14 protein-coding genes and 1 pseudogene are annotated in these 17,428 nt (G+C 49.0%); 13 read left to right on the top strand and 2 right to left on the bottom strand.

Features of this window, described 5'->3' with window-relative positions:
- Positions 1-2: 2 nt before the first annotated feature.
- The 5 genes and pseudogenes from PPA03S_RS11505 (at position 3) to PPA03S_RS11485 (ending at position 6,967) form a co-directional block, all read left to right on the top strand.
- On the top strand, positions 3-1,355 hold the full coding sequence (locus PPA03S_RS11505; RefSeq protein WP_062322907.1) for a cryptochrome/photolyase family protein: 1,353 nt from the start codon (positions 3-5) through the stop codon (positions 1,353-1,355).
- Positions 1,356-1,673: 318 nt separating this feature from the next.
- The gene (locus tag PPA03S_RS11500; RefSeq protein WP_062322905.1) at positions 1,674-2,849 is read left to right on the top strand and encodes an acyltransferase; all 1,176 of its coding nucleotides are present in this window, start codon (positions 1,674-1,676) and stop codon (positions 2,847-2,849) included.
- Between the two features lie 1,582 nt (positions 2,850-4,431).
- Positions 4,432-4,869 (top strand): annotated as a pseudogene (locus PPA03S_RS33865) (HNH endonuclease); the annotation flags it as partial.
- A gap of 287 nt (positions 4,870-5,156) precedes the next feature.
- Positions 5,157-5,816 (top strand): TVP38/TMEM64 family protein, encoded by a 660-nt coding sequence (locus PPA03S_RS11490; RefSeq protein WP_062322903.1) that lies wholly within the window; start codon positions 5,157-5,159, stop codon positions 5,814-5,816.
- 77 nt (positions 5,817-5,893) lie between these two features.
- Positions 5,894-6,967, top strand: coding sequence for a DUF1835 domain-containing protein (locus PPA03S_RS11485; RefSeq protein WP_062322901.1), 1,074 nt, complete (start codon positions 5,894-5,896; stop codon positions 6,965-6,967).
- Positions 6,968-7,066: 99 nt separating this feature from the next.
- Here the strand turns inward: PPA03S_RS11485 and PPA03S_RS11480 are convergent, their stop codons facing one another.
- Complete coding sequence (locus PPA03S_RS11480) at positions 7,067-7,591, bottom strand: cupin domain-containing protein (RefSeq protein ID WP_062322898.1); 525 nt, start codon at positions 7,589-7,591, stop codon at positions 7,067-7,069.
- Positions 7,592-7,739: 148 nt separating this feature from the next.
- Here PPA03S_RS11480 and PPA03S_RS11475 point away from each other — a divergent pair, with 148 nt between their 5' ends.
- Positions 7,740-8,747 (top strand): NAD-dependent epimerase/dehydratase family protein, encoded by a 1,008-nt coding sequence (locus PPA03S_RS11475; protein ID WP_082704105.1) that lies wholly within the window; start codon positions 7,740-7,742, stop codon positions 8,745-8,747.
- Positions 8,748-8,907: 160 nt separating this feature from the next.
- Here the strand turns inward: PPA03S_RS11475 and PPA03S_RS32265 are convergent, their stop codons facing one another.
- Complete coding sequence (locus tag PPA03S_RS32265) at positions 8,908-9,081, bottom strand: CsbD family protein (RefSeq protein ID WP_082704104.1); 174 nt, start codon at positions 9,079-9,081, stop codon at positions 8,908-8,910.
- Positions 9,082-9,273: 192 nt separating this feature from the next.
- Here PPA03S_RS32265 and PPA03S_RS11470 point away from each other — a divergent pair, with 192 nt between their 5' ends.
- The 7 genes from PPA03S_RS11470 to PPA03S_RS11440 all read left to right on the top strand — a co-directional run bounded on the left by PPA03S_RS11470 (position 9,274) and on the right by PPA03S_RS11440 (position 17,372).
- Positions 9,274-10,206 carry a YobF C-terminal domain-containing protein gene (locus tag PPA03S_RS11470; protein WP_062322896.1) on the top strand — a complete coding sequence of 311 codons (933 nt, stop codon included), beginning with the start codon at positions 9,274-9,276 and terminating at the stop codon, positions 10,204-10,206.
- 37 nt (positions 10,207-10,243) lie between these two features.
- The gene (locus tag PPA03S_RS11465) at positions 10,244-12,037 is read left to right on the top strand and encodes an RNA polymerase sigma factor (protein ID WP_062322894.1); all 1,794 of its coding nucleotides are present in this window, start codon (positions 10,244-10,246) and stop codon (positions 12,035-12,037) included.
- Positions 12,038-12,720: 683 nt separating this feature from the next.
- Positions 12,721-13,167: a DUF1641 domain-containing protein gene (locus tag PPA03S_RS11460; protein ID WP_024629786.1), complete on the top strand. Its 447-nt coding sequence runs from the start codon at positions 12,721-12,723 to the stop codon at positions 13,165-13,167.
- 23 nt (positions 13,168-13,190) lie between these two features.
- A complete protein-coding gene (locus PPA03S_RS11455) occupies positions 13,191-14,372 on the top strand; it encodes an NAD(P)/FAD-dependent oxidoreductase (protein WP_062322892.1) in 1,182 nt (393 codons plus the stop codon).
- A 177-nt stretch (positions 14,373-14,549) separates the two neighbouring features.
- Positions 14,550-15,194 carry an SDR family oxidoreductase gene (locus tag PPA03S_RS11450; RefSeq protein ID WP_062322890.1) on the top strand — a complete coding sequence of 215 codons (645 nt, stop codon included), beginning with the start codon at positions 14,550-14,552 and terminating at the stop codon, positions 15,192-15,194.
- Positions 15,195-15,249: 55 nt separating this feature from the next.
- A complete protein-coding gene (locus tag PPA03S_RS11445; RefSeq protein ID WP_062322888.1) occupies positions 15,250-15,999 on the top strand; it encodes a response regulator transcription factor in 750 nt (249 codons plus the stop codon).
- On the top strand, positions 15,996-17,372 hold the full coding sequence (locus PPA03S_RS11440; RefSeq protein ID WP_062322886.1) for a sensor histidine kinase: 1,377 nt from the start codon (positions 15,996-15,998) through the stop codon (positions 17,370-17,372). Before PPA03S_RS11445 ends, PPA03S_RS11440 begins: the two co-directional genes overlap by 4 nt.
- Positions 17,373-17,428 lie beyond the last annotated feature (56 nt).

Here is a 17,428-nt window from a genome sequence, read left to right as displayed (position 1 = left end):
GCATGAAGTTATTCATACATCGCAAAGATTTGCGTACGGATGATCTGGTTGCATTGGATTATTTGCGGAACCAGGAAGCGGAAAGTCTGCATCTACTCATCTATGATCCGTTTCTATTGCGGCAGGGGCGAGCGAAGGAACACAGTGGTGTCAACTTTCTCCAGCATGCAGCGAAGCTTGATGAGCAGTATCGGGAGGCGGGATGCAAGCTGCATGTGGCCTATGGCAAACCAGCCGAAGTGGTTGATGAAATCCTCAATCAGCTGCAAGGGCGGGTAGACGAGGTTGTTGTACATCAGGACATGACCCCGTATGCTTTCGAGCGCGATCGCGGGATACGGAAGGTGACGGAGGAGCGAGGCGTGGAATTTACGCAGCTGACGGATCATCTGCTGATGGATCTGGCGGGATTTGCTGATTTTACGGAGAAGGTCGAGCCATACAAAGTATTTGCTGCCTTTCACCGACGGTGGGTAGAATTCATGAATGAGCATCCCAATCCCCCTTCGGCAACAACGGTTGCCGATGTGAAGGTCAGCAAGCAGCCGATCGATTGGCCGGAGTCCTTTCGTGTACCTGAAGAATTACTGACGTTCAATGGATTGGACTCGAATGATCCCCATCGGTTATTGGAGGGCTTCCTGTCCGACAGGATTGCTGATTACGGTGACCATCGGGATGAATATGAAGCTTATGAACCAAGTCACCTCAGTTCGTATCTCGCAGTAGGGGCTGTATCTATCCGCAAGCTGTACGATGAAGCGATTCGCAAGGAGCAAGCGGGAGAATGGATCAGACAGCTGTGCTTCCGCGACTTCTATCTGTATCGTGCGGTGTATGAGAGTCACTATTTTACATATGAGAAAGTATACGATCTGTCCAAGCTGAGCGAGGTTCATTTCGAACGGTGGTGCAAAGCCGAAACGGGCATTCCCATCATTGACGCAGCGATGACGGAACTGAACGAGACCGGACATATGCCGAATCGGCTCCGTATTCTGACTGCCATGTTCCTTACCAAAAATCTGCAATGCCCATTCACGCGGGGTGAAGCGTATTTCAGGCGCAAGCTGCGGGATTACGACAACATTCAGAACCGTGGAAACTGGTTATGGTGTGCTTCCCTGGGTGAGAATGCAGCTCCGTATTTCCGGGTGAACAATCCGGTAACACAGTCAGAGAAGTATGATCCGCAAGGAGATTATATCCGTAAATGGCTGCCGGATCTAAAGGATTTGCACAGCAAGGATATTCATCAGCCCCGCAAAAATGCCATTGTGGATCTGAAAGCATCCAGACAGGCAGCTATTGAGGTCTATAAACAAATTCTGGCGAGCCGTCAGAAGGGTCGTTAGGAGTCCATTAGAGCTTAGAAATTATGGGTCACATATCGGGAATGGGACCCAAAGGTCGAGATTTTCCATTTTCATCCCTTTGAACCAGCAAAAATTACAAAAATGTTATAAAGTTGAAAAATGTACCCTTAGACCGCGCCAAAGCGGTCTTTTTTACATATATAGACATGAAAATGCGATGAAACTTGTTGGAAATTTAGAATCTTTTAAGAAATTGGACTACCCATCTTAAGCATTATGCCTTTTAATAGATAGAGAGCTTATCGTACTAAGTCATATCTGACATATTGACGAATACATGAAGGAGAAGCGTAGAACATGAGTGAAACCATCAAAAGAGAGCGAATTCCAGAGCTGAATCTGGTACGTGCCATGGCCATCATCGGCGTGCTATGTGTGCACTCCACTTCGTATGCAACGGTGGACATGACGGGTTCGGGGTATTATTGGCTTTACAACTTTATTAATATCTTTATGAAATATGGTACCCCGACATTTATTTTCATGAGCAGTTTTGTGCTGTTCTATAACTATTATTCTCGCCCGCTGGACAAAAAGCTGGTAAGTAATTTCTACAAAAAAAGATTCGTTTATATTTTACTGCCGTATTTCATATTTTCATTGATGTACTTTGTATTGCTGCACTTTACGCATTATCAGGGACGCCCGTTTGGGGAATCCACAGTAAGTTTCATAACGAAACTGTTCACGGGTAAGGCATATACACATCTGTATTTTGTATTTATCAATATGCAATTCTATTTGTTATTCCCATTGGTGTTATGGCTGCTCAAAAAGTATCCATCGGTGGTCAAATGGTCTGTTCCGATTGGGTTACTCATTCAGTGGGCCTTTATTGTCAGTAATAAATATGGATTTCAGGTGCCGAATAAAGGAAGCTGGGCATTTTCGTACTTCTCCTACTTTATGCTGGGTGCTTTTATCGGGGTATATTTTCCGAAAATTAAGCAGTGGTTTGTTATTAGCCGGGAAAATGCAACCAAGGCCCGTGTAATTTCATGGATTTTGCTGTGGGCGGTATGGATTTTTGCAGGACTCGGTCATGTATATATTTATTATTTGTTACGGATGAAAATTGCCACGTATAACACGCTATGGTACGAGTTTTTCTGGAATCTGCATACGTTCGCCTGTGCGCTCGTATTGATTCAAATGGCATATTGGCTATATCGCAAAGGACCATCGCTAATCGTTAAGCCGCTTAATCGGCTGGGTGCACTGTCCTTCGGTATTTATCTGATTCATCCGTTCTTCCTGCTGGTTTATCGGAACTTCCCGCCACAAACCGGAGTTTCCTGGCTGATTCATCTCTGGTATGCCGGAGGATTCGGAGTGGCTCTGCTGGCTTCTTGGCTCGTGGTTGGACTCACGGCCCGATTTGTCCCATTGGCCTGGGTGATCTTCGGCAATCTGCCGAAGCCAAAACCTCGTCTGGTGCCACAACAAAACTCGGGACAACTCGACGTACGTTAAATGGATATGCCAATACAGGAATAATAAACCGTTTCTTGGTCGACCTTAGGGTTGAGCGGGAAGCGGTTTTTGGATTTCAATAGCAAGTCGCTCTATAGCGAACGAGTGTTTCTTTATCCTAATCGAAGGGTAATGAGAAATCGGAACGATACTAAATGATCTTATACGTCAATGACTACTAAGAACAGGATCAGGTGAGATAAATGACAACATGTGAACAATGCGGGAGACCGATGCAAGATATATTGGAATACGTGGAGCACATTCTTCACGAATGTGGAGGGGCTCAGGAATACAAGGCTACAGACTATGAGGCATCTGGCTATGAGTGTGTTCGCGAGCAGATGTGATACAATAGAAAGAAACCGGATTCATACGGAACCGAGGTGACTACATGGAGACGGGCCCGGCCCCTTTCCGGCAGGAAATGACGGAACATGAAGCACAACTGACCAAGACATGTATGTATTGCGGGCAAAAGCGACCTTTGTCTGAATTTCGACGTAGAACCGGCAAACGGGCTGGTCCCGGAGCCAGACGTGGAGCCTGCCGCCACTGTCGTCAGCTCGGTGGACAAGCGGATAATAATAACCAATCCATCCCGCAGACAGATAAGGCGTTAAAAAATGCAGCAGGGACCACAGCAGCTCGGCATAATATGGCGAAGGCTTCAGCTTCTGCCAACCAAACCGCGGCCCGGCTCACCGATGAAGGGAATGGGGCGCCAATCACCTCGTCTGTAAGACGTATGGAGTCACAGCCATCTATAGGTTTATCTTCTTCGATAGAAGGTGAAACGGCTGACTTGGTTGCTCCTCCAGCGGCTTCTTCTTCGCCTTCGGGAAACCGAAAGAAGCGGAGAAGAAAGAGAAAGGCGAAACGGCCAGAGCTGCAGCAGGGTATGGAGCCAACCTCGCGAACGGATGCGGAGAACGTGAATATAGATCAGCTGCAGACGAGTTCTGTTCCGCAGCAGGAGAGGTCACCGCAGGTGCATACAGCGATTGCTGATCCATCTGCGAAGCGTACCAGCGCGGCGCGGATCGCTGCTGCTGGTGCAGATCAGGCCGCCGAGCAGGAAACGGCGGCGGCTCAAGCGGTGCTGCCGGTCAAGCCGCAAGGCCCGGCAGCTGAATCAGCGGCTGCGGGTAAGCCGACCGCAGCCAAGCGCAAACGCAAGCGGCGCCGCAAACGTGCCGCCGCGCTGCCATCCGGCGCAGGCCAGGCCCGCAGCATCGCTGAGGCCAGTGCGCCGAGCCTGAGCGACCGTGGCGATGCCAATGCGGTCGCCGGGAACGCAGCGGCTGCACAGCCTGCCGCTGCAAAGCCCGCACCCGGCGAAGCAACGGGTGCTGCCATGGAGGCTGCGCCTCTGGCACCCGGGCGCCAGCCAGGCTCGCCCGGGTCGAAGCCGCGCCTGGCGCGCAAGGAGCGTGCGCCCAAGGCAGGCGGCGAAGACATAGCCCGTGCCGGATCATCCGGGCAGCGGGCACCTGCACATTCCAGCCGTAGTCACGGGGCTGGAATGGAAAGTCGTCCCCGCCGTCATACTCCGGCGGTGCCTGTAGCGATTGACCCGGAAGATCCGGCATCGCTTCGGACGAATCGGCAGGGTATGGTGCGCATGCGTGGCAAGACCGACAAAGGGCGGCGCTGGCATCAGGAAGTGGATATGGAGCTGGCAGTCACCTTGGTCAAGGAAAAAGCCGCTGTTGTGGTTAATCGGTACACGATCCGCCGATTGTTCAGCAACAAGGACTTTAAGCGGTATATTTTGACCCGTGATGACTATACCTGTTACTTCTGTGGATCGTATGGAGACACGATTGACCATCTTCTGCCGAGAGCCAAAGGTGGACATACCACCCCGCTAAACTGTGTCTGTGCGTGCAATCTGTGCAATCAGTCCAAAGCAGCAATGGATGCCGAAGAGTTCATGCGTTCCGGTATTCCCGAGTGGAATGCTGCGCATCAGGAAGAACTGAATGAACTCGCCATACAGGAAGCACAGTTGGAATAAAAGATAAGCGATAACCTTAAAAACTGCCCTAGTTTGCTCATAATCCGTTCTGTACGGGGCATCTAATATATAAAGCACATCTGGACTCAACAAGTCCGGGTGTGCTTTTTGTCTGTTCATTCCACGGTTGAATATTTCTTCAAATTGACAACGGTACAGAGGTCGGATGTACGTTATACTGGGGAGAAGTGAAGAGAGGTACTTTAAGTTCCTTTTGGTCTCAAGATGGTTGTTATACTTATACAACATACATTGGGAATTGGAATGTATAGATTGGAGGGAAGCAGATGACCCCGGCATCTTTGGACATCATGTCCTATATTACGGAAGAGAATATTCGTTTATGGCTGGAGAAGTTTCGCTCCCTGGGCCCTTTACCGGGAATTTTGCTTACCTTTATGAAATCGTTCGTGCCCCCGCTGCCTACGCTGCTCATTGTTGGCGTTAACGGAGCAGTGTACGGGCTATGGGCAGGGTTTTTATATTCCTGGATCGGGATGGTACTGGGCTGTACCGTTACATTCCTGATTGTACGGGAGATTGGCAAATCGGCTTTTGTGGAACGTTGGGCCAGCAAACCCCGTGTACAGCGCAGCATGGTATGGATTCGGCGGAATGCATTCAGTTATGTATTCTTGCTAAGTATTTTCCCGGTAGGCCCGTTCGTTATTATCAATGTAGCGGCAGGTATTGCACGAATGAGATTGCTGTCCTTCCTGCTTGCTGTGAGTTTTGGCAAAGCCATTATGATCTTCTGTGTGACGTATATCGGTTCCAATGTAGCTCAGTTTATGGAACATCCGGTACGGTGGGGCGGCGTGTTGTTGTTTATCGCGGTATCCCTGTGGGCAAGTCGGAAGCTGGAACGTCACTTCACCCGTTCGTCATCAGATCGTGAGGAAATGAATGATCGGAGTCATTCCTCTGGCGAGTCTGTTTCTTCTTAACCTTAAAAGGTACGAACACGCACGCTCGGCTCGAATGGTTTAGTCGGAGATGACCATCTGTTTAGAGGGGGATCAGCATGATTGAAAATGTCTTTGATTTTGATAAGGAGCTGCACCTTATGAATGAGGATGAGCTGCGTTCGTTATTGCGTTTGCTTTATCTCAGCGCAGAAAGGGAAGTCAGTATTCAGTCAGCGGAACAACATTCTGTTCATTTTGCGTCGACAGTACAGTCGATATTTAAGACATTGGACGAGGATCGGAATCGGAAGAAAGCGGAGCAACAGGCATTGGAGGCACAGAAACCACGTGAAATTCATATAGCGATTGGTGAATCGCCACTAGGCAGCATTAAGGTTGCGATGGGCAAGGTTCCCGGTCGATCAGATCGGCGTTTTTTTTCAATGAATGACTATTATGCCATCGGTCCATTGGGCGATTTGACGAATAAGGCGGACTTACACCGCAGGCACCTCTGGTTACTCGACAAACTCTATTTGAGTGAACATGGAAGTTATGCCGTCCAAGGCATGAATGAACTGATTCGTTTAAACAGCGTGGTGAGTTCGATTGATGAAGATACACAAATAACGATCTGGTATGCGAATAATGCTCATGAGAAAACGGGACTTCTATATGCCATGCATTTGCTGCGTAACAGGCTGAGCCCGATCTATTTGATCGAGACAAGTGCATTATATGAGGAATTATTCAAATCTTCTGAAGTTCAGCATGATGTTCTTAGAACAGGAGAGATTATTTCCGGGAAGTTGTTAGCGATGTGGCAGCACTGTGTGAATGCTGAACCGTTGTCTTTAGAGAAACGTAAACAGATGGAGCAAGAGTGGGTGGATTTGGCTGTACAGCCCGGGCTTCTGCGGTTAATGAAGGATGGCGAGATTCAGAGCGTGCCGGAAGACGGAATTGACGAGTTTATTATGCAAAAGGTCAGGGAGATTACATTGATCAGACAGCCTGGTGAATTTATAAAAGCAGCCAGAATCGTAGGTGAGGTGCTGGGTCATCTTGAACAAGCTGTCGGAGACGCATTCATTGAATATCGTATTCGACAGTTGATCATACAAGGACGGCTTGAGATGGAAGGGAAGCCACATGCCATGCGATTCTACAGTGTGAGGCTCCCGCAATAACCGAAATGGGGCTTTCCCATAATTCATGGGCATGATGGGGAGCCTCTTGTTAGTCACATTTTGTTCTAATGAACCTAGTAAACGCTATTCGCTCCCAGTTTAGGGTGCGGCAGGTTTTTGATTCCATAACTCCAATAGTGGCCCCTCTTGTCCATGGACCGGATCTGAATCCGGGATGGGCACCTCCTGAATCTCACGCAGAACTTTGGGGCGTTCTCCCGGTTCACCAGTTCGGGTATTGTAACTCATGCCACCCGGATAGGCGCCAGCTATGCGGAAATCAAGGCTCGCACTTAGTCGCTTATGTCCGGTTCCCGCAGGTAGTACGACGACATCGCCTGCCTGAAGGTGAACAATCTTTCCATGTTCCCCACCAAGGATGAGCTCAACCCAGCCGCTTACCACTGCTAGTACTTCATGAGCGTTGCTGTGATAATGATGATAATCAAACACTCCGTTAATCCAGCTGTTTCCCCATCCGTTTTGGTTCAGCAACGTCTCCGCACGAGTGGAATCATTAGCCCAAATCCCCTTATACAGAAGTACGGGCAGACTCGGATGATTGGGGATCACTCCATCGTCCTGAAATAACATCGTCTGTACATTGTTCATTTCATCTTTCATCGTAAATATCACCTCCCTATGGCATTACCCGTTAATTCTGGAGAAGAACAAAAAACAGTTGTAAAATGATACAAATTGTATCAACTTAAGGTTATACTCAGAACATAGACTCTCTTTAGTGAACTTGTTGTATAAACCACAAGGGGGAATGTGCTTGAATATTGTCATTACCGGGGCTTCTGGATTTGTAGGATTTAACCTTTCTCAGTATTTGGCGCAAAAAGGACATCGGATCATCCTGGTGGATCAGGATGATTATTGTCAGAGACTTATTCACAGGTCCCCGCTTCATGAGATGTCCTTTATCTGCTGTGACCTTGCCGAGGACAGGTTCCACCTGCCAATCGAAACGGATTATATTATTCACCTGGCAGCGATGCCGCATGTAGACTACTCGTATCATCACCCCGGAGAAGTGTTTCGCAACAACACCCTAAGTACACAGGCCATTTTGCAATATGCTTCGGATCATCATATCCCCGTGGTGCTGGCCTCATCCGTAGAGGTGTATGGAGGAGCGATGGGCAGAGTGTATCACGAATCAGATGAATATGCTCCAGTATCCCCTTATTCGGCATCCAAAGTAGCTTGTGAGACGCTAGCGCTATCCTACGCGAAATGTTATCAGCTTCCAGTCAAAATATTTCGACTGACCAATCTTTATGGCCCTTGGCAGTTGCCAGATCGGATTATTCCACGCAACTTTGGCCGAATGATGGACGGCCTGCCGCTCGATATTCAGGGGTCAGCTGTACGTGACTTCCTGTATGTGGACGACGCGCTGCGTGCGATTGAGCTGATTATGCTGAATGGACAAGATCAGCAGATCTATAACATTTCGACAGGCCAGGGAACGACCATGCAAGAGATTGGAGAGCTATTGCAACCCCTGAACAGTACGACTGGAACAGCGGAGATTCGGGAGCAGGAACCCACTCAGTCCAGAGGATCAAGCCTGGTGGTTCACTCCGGTAAGTTAAGGGCAGAGTTAGGCTGGTTCCCGCAAACCACGTTGGAACAGGGACTGGAGCGAACCTTTCGTTGGTATCAGGAGCATCCGGATTGGGTAAGACAATTCAGCCGTGAATATCATACGACAAGAGAAACACGTGGTTTTATTATCGATATGGCCAGGTATGCCGTTTCAACCGTATAGATCAGGACAAAAAAAGCCAGGGAAGGGTGTATTGAATAACACCTTCCTTGGCTTTTTTGCGCCCCCGTACATGTTGGACTTCATTCCCTCATGAACGGGCAGGCATTTCACCTATATTTGCTGCACGAATTGTCGTGCGGTTTACGCTAAATGGATGAAACTAGTGACGATCTTTGACATCAGCAATTTTGTCCTGCACAGCACCTTTGGCCTTGTCTTTTTTACCCTCAGCCTGAAGGGATCTGTTGTTAGTTGCATTACCGATCTGATCCTTCACTTCGCCTTTGGCCTTGTTTACGCCTGCTTTGATTTTATCGCTAGTTGAATTACTCATATCGAACATCTCCTTCGTTTCTGGTGTAGTCCTTATTAACCGGGATGCCTGTATTCTAAACGTTCGCTATTTCATGCGGGCTGAAAATGTCTTTTGGATATTGTGTCAGAAATGATCTGTGCGGAGAGTCAGTATAGGTATAGGCACTGCACCACAGCGTGCTTCATTAAGGGAATGAGAGGATGTTATGATATGAGTAATTATGTTGGAAATGGTGCGTATTGCTACGCCAATTCAGCAGCCATGCTGCTGTCTTCCATTGGAGAGAAGGTAGACCCTGGTCTGCTTGAAACCATCGGTGGCTTTTCACTAGGGGCCTTTCGAACGCAGGAAAATATTCTTTTCTTCGATAACTGTACCTCTAGTCCTGATCTGGCCATCAGCAAGGCGATGAGCATTCTGGGATTTAATGTGCGCGAAAGTGTGCAATCACGGGGTACAGAGATGCCTGTAGATGAGCTAAGAGAGGCTTTGAAGCAGGGTCCTGTGATGATGGGTCCGCTGGATATGGGCAAACTCGTCTACAATCCCAACTCTCCCAACCTGGGTGGTTGCGATCATTATGTAGTGGCGTTGAGCATGGAGGGCGATGAAATATGCCTGCATGACCCGGCTGGATTCCCGAATGTCTTCCTGACACTGGATAAACTTGAGGACGCTTGGAAGTCTGAATTCCCGTGGAGCAGCGGTGTGTATCGACGATGGTGGAATCCAGAACGCATTGAACAGCCTGATCTTAAAGAGATCGATCGTCGGGCGTGTGCCTGGTTTAAATCAACGGTTACAGAACAACTTCATGATACTGCGTCACATGAGGGGCGAACCGGAGCTTCAGCAATTGTGCATAAGGCTGAACAGGTTCGTGCTGGAGCAATCGATGGTAATGAGTGGGCTCATTATGTGTATTTTGCTCTGCCAGTAGGCGCTCGTCGTGCCCATGATTATGGTTTGTATTTTAAAAGCATTGATTCCGATCTTTCTGCTTTGAAGTACGCACAATCCCGTCAATTCGGGGAATGCCAATCCCGTCTTGTCTCCCGGAACTGGGGGGCTGCTGCGACTATCATGATGGCACTCGCGGAGACGGAAGCCCTGATCCAAGCTGCTATTTTGAAGATGGAGTAATGTACGTGAAGCAAGGCTATGAGAAAGGGAGATACACATGGATGAACTAGCTGACAATCACCATATCAGGCCAGTGGAAGATGAGACATTCGGAAATCGCCAAAAGGAGTCGGACATTGCGCTTGTCCGACGAGCCCAAACTGGGGATACAGAGGCCTTTGGTGAGTTGATTCACCGTTACCGGGGGCAGTTGTTCCGTTATGTGCGAGCACTTACACATGATTCTTATCTCGCAGAAGACATCTTACAGGATGGGCTTATTCGCGCGTTCATTCATGTGGGACAGCTTCAGAATGCCGAGCGTTTTATGGCCTGGATGCAGCGCATTGTGCGTAATCAGGCGTACTCACATATGCAACGCCGAGAACAGCAGCTGGAACAACACTTTTCTTCGTTCTTTGCATTTGGAGCCGATGATGCCTCATGGAGCGATCAAGACTCGCTCGACATGACGCTGAATCATCTTCTGAACGACCCCGATCGGAGATCGCAGGAAGCAGACTATGATCCGTATCAAGCTGTTGCTCAGCAGGAAATGAGAAATAATCTCCATAAGCTGCTGGGTTGTCTGAATAAGAGAGAGCAGCAGGTCTTCACCTCGTATTGGATGGAGCAGCTGTCACCGCAAGAAATGGCTTGCAGATTCAATCTGACAAGTGCCAATGTGTATCAAATTCTATCCCGTTCACGTAAAAAAGTGTCGCAGCTTCATATTCATTTATCTGTAGAAGAAATGCTGGCAGAGTGGAATTCAATCGGGCAAGATCGAGTGATTCTGGAGGAACCCCTTTCTTTTCGGGACCCCCAAACCTGGAACTCGGCAGCAGCATCCATTCACGAGATGTTAGGTTATATCGGTCCATCTCCGTCTCTCCCCATGGTTATGGGGATGAGCGGACTTTCTTTTCGCTTGACCATCCTACCTCAGGACATACATATCGCTGGCCCCACCGCTTATAACTTCAAAGAGGTGCTTACCAGAGGGCTGCAGTATATGGGTTATCATTTCCATGCGGTTGAGGCTTTGGCGAGCGAAGCGGGGCTCAATGCGAATCTGGTCGATCCTTTGATGCTGGAGGAGAAAGCGAAGGGGAAAAGATTACTGAATTCAAGGCTGGTTCGGGCCCTCTCCCTGATTCGTTACTCCATTCATCGGGGAATACCGGCAGTGGTGTGGGACCTGAATATTCCCGAATTCGGTTTAGTTTATGGCTATGATGATGCAGTTCGGACCCTATACGGTGCTGATTTCATTAAATCAGGAGCATTTCCCTATGATCATGTAGGCCGAGGAGTGAATCAGGAAGTATTTGTGCTGGCAGCAGAATCAGATGGCATGACACGAGAAATGGACTTGCGTGCGGCACTGACAGCTGTTTTGGCTCATTATGGTGGGAAGGACCCGTATACCTTGCCGAACACAGTCAGTGGTTTGGCTGCCTATGCGGTTTGGAGAGAAGCCTTAGAACATGGACGGGTAGAACCGAATGGTCATGCCTATAACATTGCCGTGTTGTGGGATGCAAGACGATACGCCGGCGAGTTTTTCAAAGAGCTTTCTCTAAAGTGGGCTTCGAATCCACGTTACACCAGCTTGATTCCATACTGTCGCGAGGCAGAAGAGTTATATCGAATCATGTCCCAAAGGTTAAACATGCTCAAGCAGTGTTTTCCTTTTCCCGAAGGAGGAAAGCCAAACGAGAAGCTTCAGGGAAAGCAGGCTATCTCGATACTTCTGGAGGTGGAGGAATTGGAGCGAGCAGCGGTCGTTGCGATAGAATCGCTGCTTGAAGGAATGTCTCAGCATTCTCCAGAAATAGTTATGGTGTGACCTAAATGTTACGATCAGATCGGGCGAACAGTGAAACACATATCAAGGAGGCAGGACGATCGGTCTGGCCTTCTTTCTGTTTTTTTTGCATTCAAGCCAGGAGAGGTTCATACTTGGACAAGAAATGATGTCATTCAGGAATAAGCCTGCACCCCTAGCTGCATAATAACGACAGTGACCAAAATCGTTGCATGAAATTCATGGTTTTGGAAAAGAATTCCTGAGCATTTGGTTTAAAAAATCCTCCCTTGTGTACATATCGCATATATGGCCCTATGTGATCTTGTCTTCATACCACATGTGGTAGAAGTTCAGATCCTGTGCAGGAGGATATGTGGTTTAACCCTGGGCTCAATGCTTGACAAAAAAATCGATTTTGTTACAATGTTCACAATATCTTCACAAGTGTAAAAAATTTCTTTTTCATGTTCATGTGTAAGAGGTGTAATATAGGGGTATAGAGTTCGGTTTCGGCCTGCTTGTCGTTTTGCGTCAACACCTGTTGTCCGCAATAGACCCAAGATACAATGCACGATGTGGAAGCGGCCTTTGGGCTATGCTTATTCTATTGTGTGAAATTTGGTACATTTAGTTGTATTGGTTGTATTTGTGGTTCGGCTCTGCTTGACAGGCATCATGAAAGTCGCGGACTTCTATCCCAAAGTAAAGGAGGACTTTCTCTTATGTCACAATCGCCTACTCAACAAGAGGTGCCGGTTACAGAAGGTGCCGACGTTTCCCAACGCCAGTCCTTGGACGTACTGGATCAACTGATGAAGCCTGAGGTACAGGAGTCTCTGACCGTTCTGGTGGAGAACCTGCCTAAACTGGCTGAAATGGTCACTGCAATGACCAAAGCTTATGACTTTGCACAAAGCGTAGCTACAGACAAAGTTCTGATCAGCGACACAATGAGCGCAATGGGTGAGTTTGCTAAGCCTGTTGTAGACAAAGCTAAAGGGGTAGCTTCTGCTGCCATCGAAGCGAGTGATCGTGCGCAAGCCGAGCAAACTTCGGTTGGTTTGTTCGCTATGCTCAAAATGCTTAAAGATCCAAACGTACAACAAACGCTGCGTTTTGCTCAATCATTCCTGAGCATCCTGAACGAGCGTCAACAACAGCAACGTTAAGATTAGAAGAACGGAGGATGGATATGTCGAAGCAAATCTTGATCTTGGGCGGAGGTTACGGTGGTCTGTTGACTGCGCTGACTGCGCGTCAATACCTGACACCAGAGGAAGCGACTATTACAGTCGTGAACCGTTACCCTACGCACCAAATTATTACGGAACTGCACCGTCTTGCAGCGGGAAGCATTGCTGAAAAAGCAGTTGCTCTTCCACTCGAAAAATTGCTGCGTGGCAAAAATGTGAACCTGAAAATCGATACGGTGGATACAATCAAGCCGGACGAGAAAAAAGTTCTCATGACCAGCGGTTCTACTTACTCTTACGATGCACTCGTTGTTGCCTTGGGCAGTGAAACGGCATTCTTCGGAATTCCGGGATTGCAGGAGTACAGCTTCACGCTGAAATCCGTTAGCGATGCTAACCGCATTCGTGCACACGTGGAAGCTCGTTTGGATGCTTACAAACAATCCGGCAACAAAGCAGACGCTACGTTTGTTATCGGTGGCGGTGGTTTGACAGGTATCGAGCTTGTTGGTGAATTCGCTGACCTTCTTCCGGCTGTATGCCAAGAAAAAGGGATCGACTTCAAAGAAGTTTCCCTGTACACGGTTGAAGCAGGTCCTTCCATCCTGGCAGGATTCCCGCCAGAACTGGTTGAGCGTGCAAAATCGAGTCTGGAAAAACGTGGCGTTAACTTCATCGTTGGCGTAGCGATTACCGAAATGAAAGAAAATGAAGTTCTGCTGAAAGACGGAAGCTCGATCCCTACGAACACACTCGTATGGACAGGCGGCGTTCAAGGTAACGCAGTTGTTGCCAATAGCGGAATTGAAGTGGATCGTGGCCGTGCAAAAGTTACGGAAGTACTGCAATCCACATCCCATAAAGACGTGTTTGTTGCTGGTGACAGCGCAGTGGTCTTCCCTAGCGAAGGTGCTCGTCCATACCCTCCAACAGCACAACTGGCTTGGCAAATGGGTGAAACCATTGGTCACAACCTGGGCGTAATGTTCAAAGGTGGCGCAATGGAATCTTTCACACCAGTATTCTCCGGTACACTGGGAAGTCTGGGTCGCAAGGATGCTGTCGGCATGATCGGTGGCAACCAGACTCGTCTGAAAGGTCTGCCAGCAACCATGATGAAAGAAGCAAGTAACATCCGTTACCTTGCTCATATTCACGGTTTGTTTGCACTGGCTTACTAATACTTGTACACCATGCAGCATAAAGGCGCCCCTCCCGGGGTGCCTTTTTTTATCCGCAGCACAGTAGATGCGTGAATGGTAGTCCTTCATAGCAGCCGACGCTTAGAAGCGTCGGCTTTCGTTTATATTAAAGACAAGTCTAGTTTATAAAAGGGAAAACCGAGAGGAGAATGACATATGAACGTATTGGTTATTGGAGCGAACGGGCAAATCGGCAAATTGCTGGTCCAGCAGCTGGCGCAGGAAGGGAAACATCAGGTCACCGCGATGATTCGCAAACCGGAGCAGACAGATGCACTGAAACAGATCGGTGCCGATGTCGTAATTGGTGATTTGGAAGGCAGCGTGGATGATCTGGCCGAGGCAATGAAGGATCACAATGCGATTGTATTTACAGCGGGTTCCGGTGGATCTACGGGCGCAGATCAAACATTGCTCATTGATCTGGATGGTGCAGTGAAAACAATGGAGGCGGCACAGCAGCAGGGAATTACCAGGTACATTTTGGTCAGTGCGTTTGGGGCAGATCAACGGGAGAAATGGTCAGATGCCATTAAGCCTTATTATGTGGCGAAGCATTATGCCGATCGGGCGTTGTTTGCAAGTGATCTGAATTACACCATTATCCGTCCTGGCGGTTTGAAAAATGAACCGGGCACCGGGAAAATTTCTGTAGGAACAGACCTGGAACCGGGAAATATCCCGCGTGAGGACGTAGCTCGTGTCATCGCTGCTTCCCTTCAGGAAGAGAAGACATACCGGATGGCCTTTGATCTGATCGCCGGGGATGATACGGTAGAGGATGCCTTGGGTAATTTGTAAGTCGTATTGTATGATAACGAGAGAATGAAATGACGGAAAGAGGGGGAAGCTCTGCATGAACGAAGCCGTGCTGGTGATTGAGGATGAGCCCAAAATTGCACGTTTGCTTGAACTGGAATTACAGTACGAGGGATATCAGGTAGGCAAGGCTGGCAGCGGAACGGAAGGGCTGGAGAGGTATGTGGATGGACAATGGGATCTGATCTTGCTGGATGTTATGCTGCCGGGTCTGAGTGGGATTGAGGTGTTGCGGCGGATTCGAGCCAAAGATGCGATGGTGCCCATTCTGATGCTTACAGCCAAAGATTCTGTGGAAGACAAAGTATCCGGACTCGATCTCGGTGCTAACGACTACATCACGAAGCCATTCCGCATTGAAGAACTGCTCGCGAGAGTGCGCGCGGCACTGCGACTGAGTGCTGCATCGGCTGCTGCCCGATCCTCCTCTTCGGTCACACGGGTTACGGCAGAGTCGTCGGAGCATACGGCGGAACACAAGACAGGCTGGCTCACCGCAGGCAATTTAAAACTAAATGAAGGAACCCGCGAGGTATCCCGGGATGGTAAACCAATTGAGCTTACCCCGCGTGAGTTCGATCTGTTGGTATATTTGCTGCAAAACCAGCGCCAGGTGCTCAGCCGGGACCAGATTGTTCAGGCTGTCTGGGGATACGATTATTATGGAGATACCAATGTGGTGGATGTGTATATCCGTTATGTGCGCAAAAAAGTCGATAACGGATTCACACCACCCTTAATACATACGGTTCGAGGTGTGGGTTACGTCCTGAAGGAGCAAGTATGAGTCTGCGCAGCAAAATTTACGGATACTCGTCCGTATTGTTCGCCGTGCTGCTGATTGCCGTCAACCTGTCGGTGTATATCGTGTTTGAACGGATGTCGATCGATAACGAGATCAAGCGGGTTGAAGCTGAGGCCGAGTCTATTGTAAAAGGAGTGCGCCAGTCTGCCGGCTCCATTCCGCCGGACGACTTGCTCCGGGCCTACGCGCCGCTGGATGGCATGCTCCGAATCGTCAATGAAGACGGCACCAGCTCCCCGCCGGTGACGACCTCGGCAGAGGAGCAGCTGAGCAAGCTATCCTACAAATACGAAAGTGAAAAGAAATCCGAGTATACCCAAGTTGAGCAAATCGGTTATGTCTGGGTCTCTGTTCCAGTGATCTGGCCGGACGGGGAAGTGGTGAATCTACAAGTCACCGAGAGCATTGAAGATACCGAGAATCGCCTGTCTGTGCTTCGTACAGTTCTGGTTGCTGTAACCATCATCGCGCTGATTCCAGCCATCATCTCCAGTCGTATTTTGGCGAACCGGATGACACGGCCGATCCAGCAGATGACACGCACGATGAGTGATATTCAGTCAAGCGGCCAGTTCAAGCGGCTTCCGCTCGACGAAAAATCGAAGGATGAGCTGAAAACGATGGGGCAGACGTTCAACCGTATGATGGATCTGCTTGAATCCAACTTCGAGCGGCAGGAGCGCTTTGTTTCTGATGCTTCTCATGAACTGAAAACACCACTCACCATCATTGAAAGTTATGCCAGTCTGCTGCAACGAAGGGGTAAGGATCGACCCGAAGTATTCGACGAGGCGGTGGAAGCCATTCTGTCCGAATCCGTGCGCATGCGGGAGATGACCGAACAGCTGCTATTGCTGGCGAAGCAGCCAGAGCAGTGGAATGTGCAGCTGGAGCGGGTGGATATCACCCGGCTTGCGCTGGATACCACACGTGCATTTCACGAAGCCTACCATCGGGAAGTGCACTGCGACGATCCGGGCAGAATATGGGCGATTAGCGATGGGAGCAAGCTGAAGCAGCTGCTATTTATTTTGCTGGACAATGCCCGTAAGTATAGTGAGGATGCCATTGAAGTCAGGCTGGAGACAAAGGGGCAGGAATGTCGAATACGTATTGTGGATACGGGAATCGGCATGCGGGAAGAGGAATTGTCCAAAGTGTTTGACCGATTCTATCGCGTTGATCAGGCCAGAACACGCAGCGGCGGAACAAGCGGTTCGGGCTTGGGACTGTCCCTTGCCAAAGATATTGCCGAGGCCGTGGGCGCACGTATTGAACTGAACAGTACCGAGGGCAGAGGAACCGAGGCTTCCATTATTTTGCCGACATCCCTACAGAACGGGCCGCTCTCATGAAATTCTCATTCTTCTCTTATATACTGGTAAACACAGTACGATTTCGGATTATAAGA

Origin of the sequence: Paenibacillus pabuli NBRC 13638 (assembly GCF_001514495.1) — a bacterium.
GTDB classification, from domain to species: domain Bacteria; phylum Bacillota; class Bacilli; order Paenibacillales; family Paenibacillaceae; genus Paenibacillus; species Paenibacillus pabuli.
Note: the sequence above shows the minus strand (reverse complement) of the source record. Positions and strands in the feature narration are given on the sequence as shown.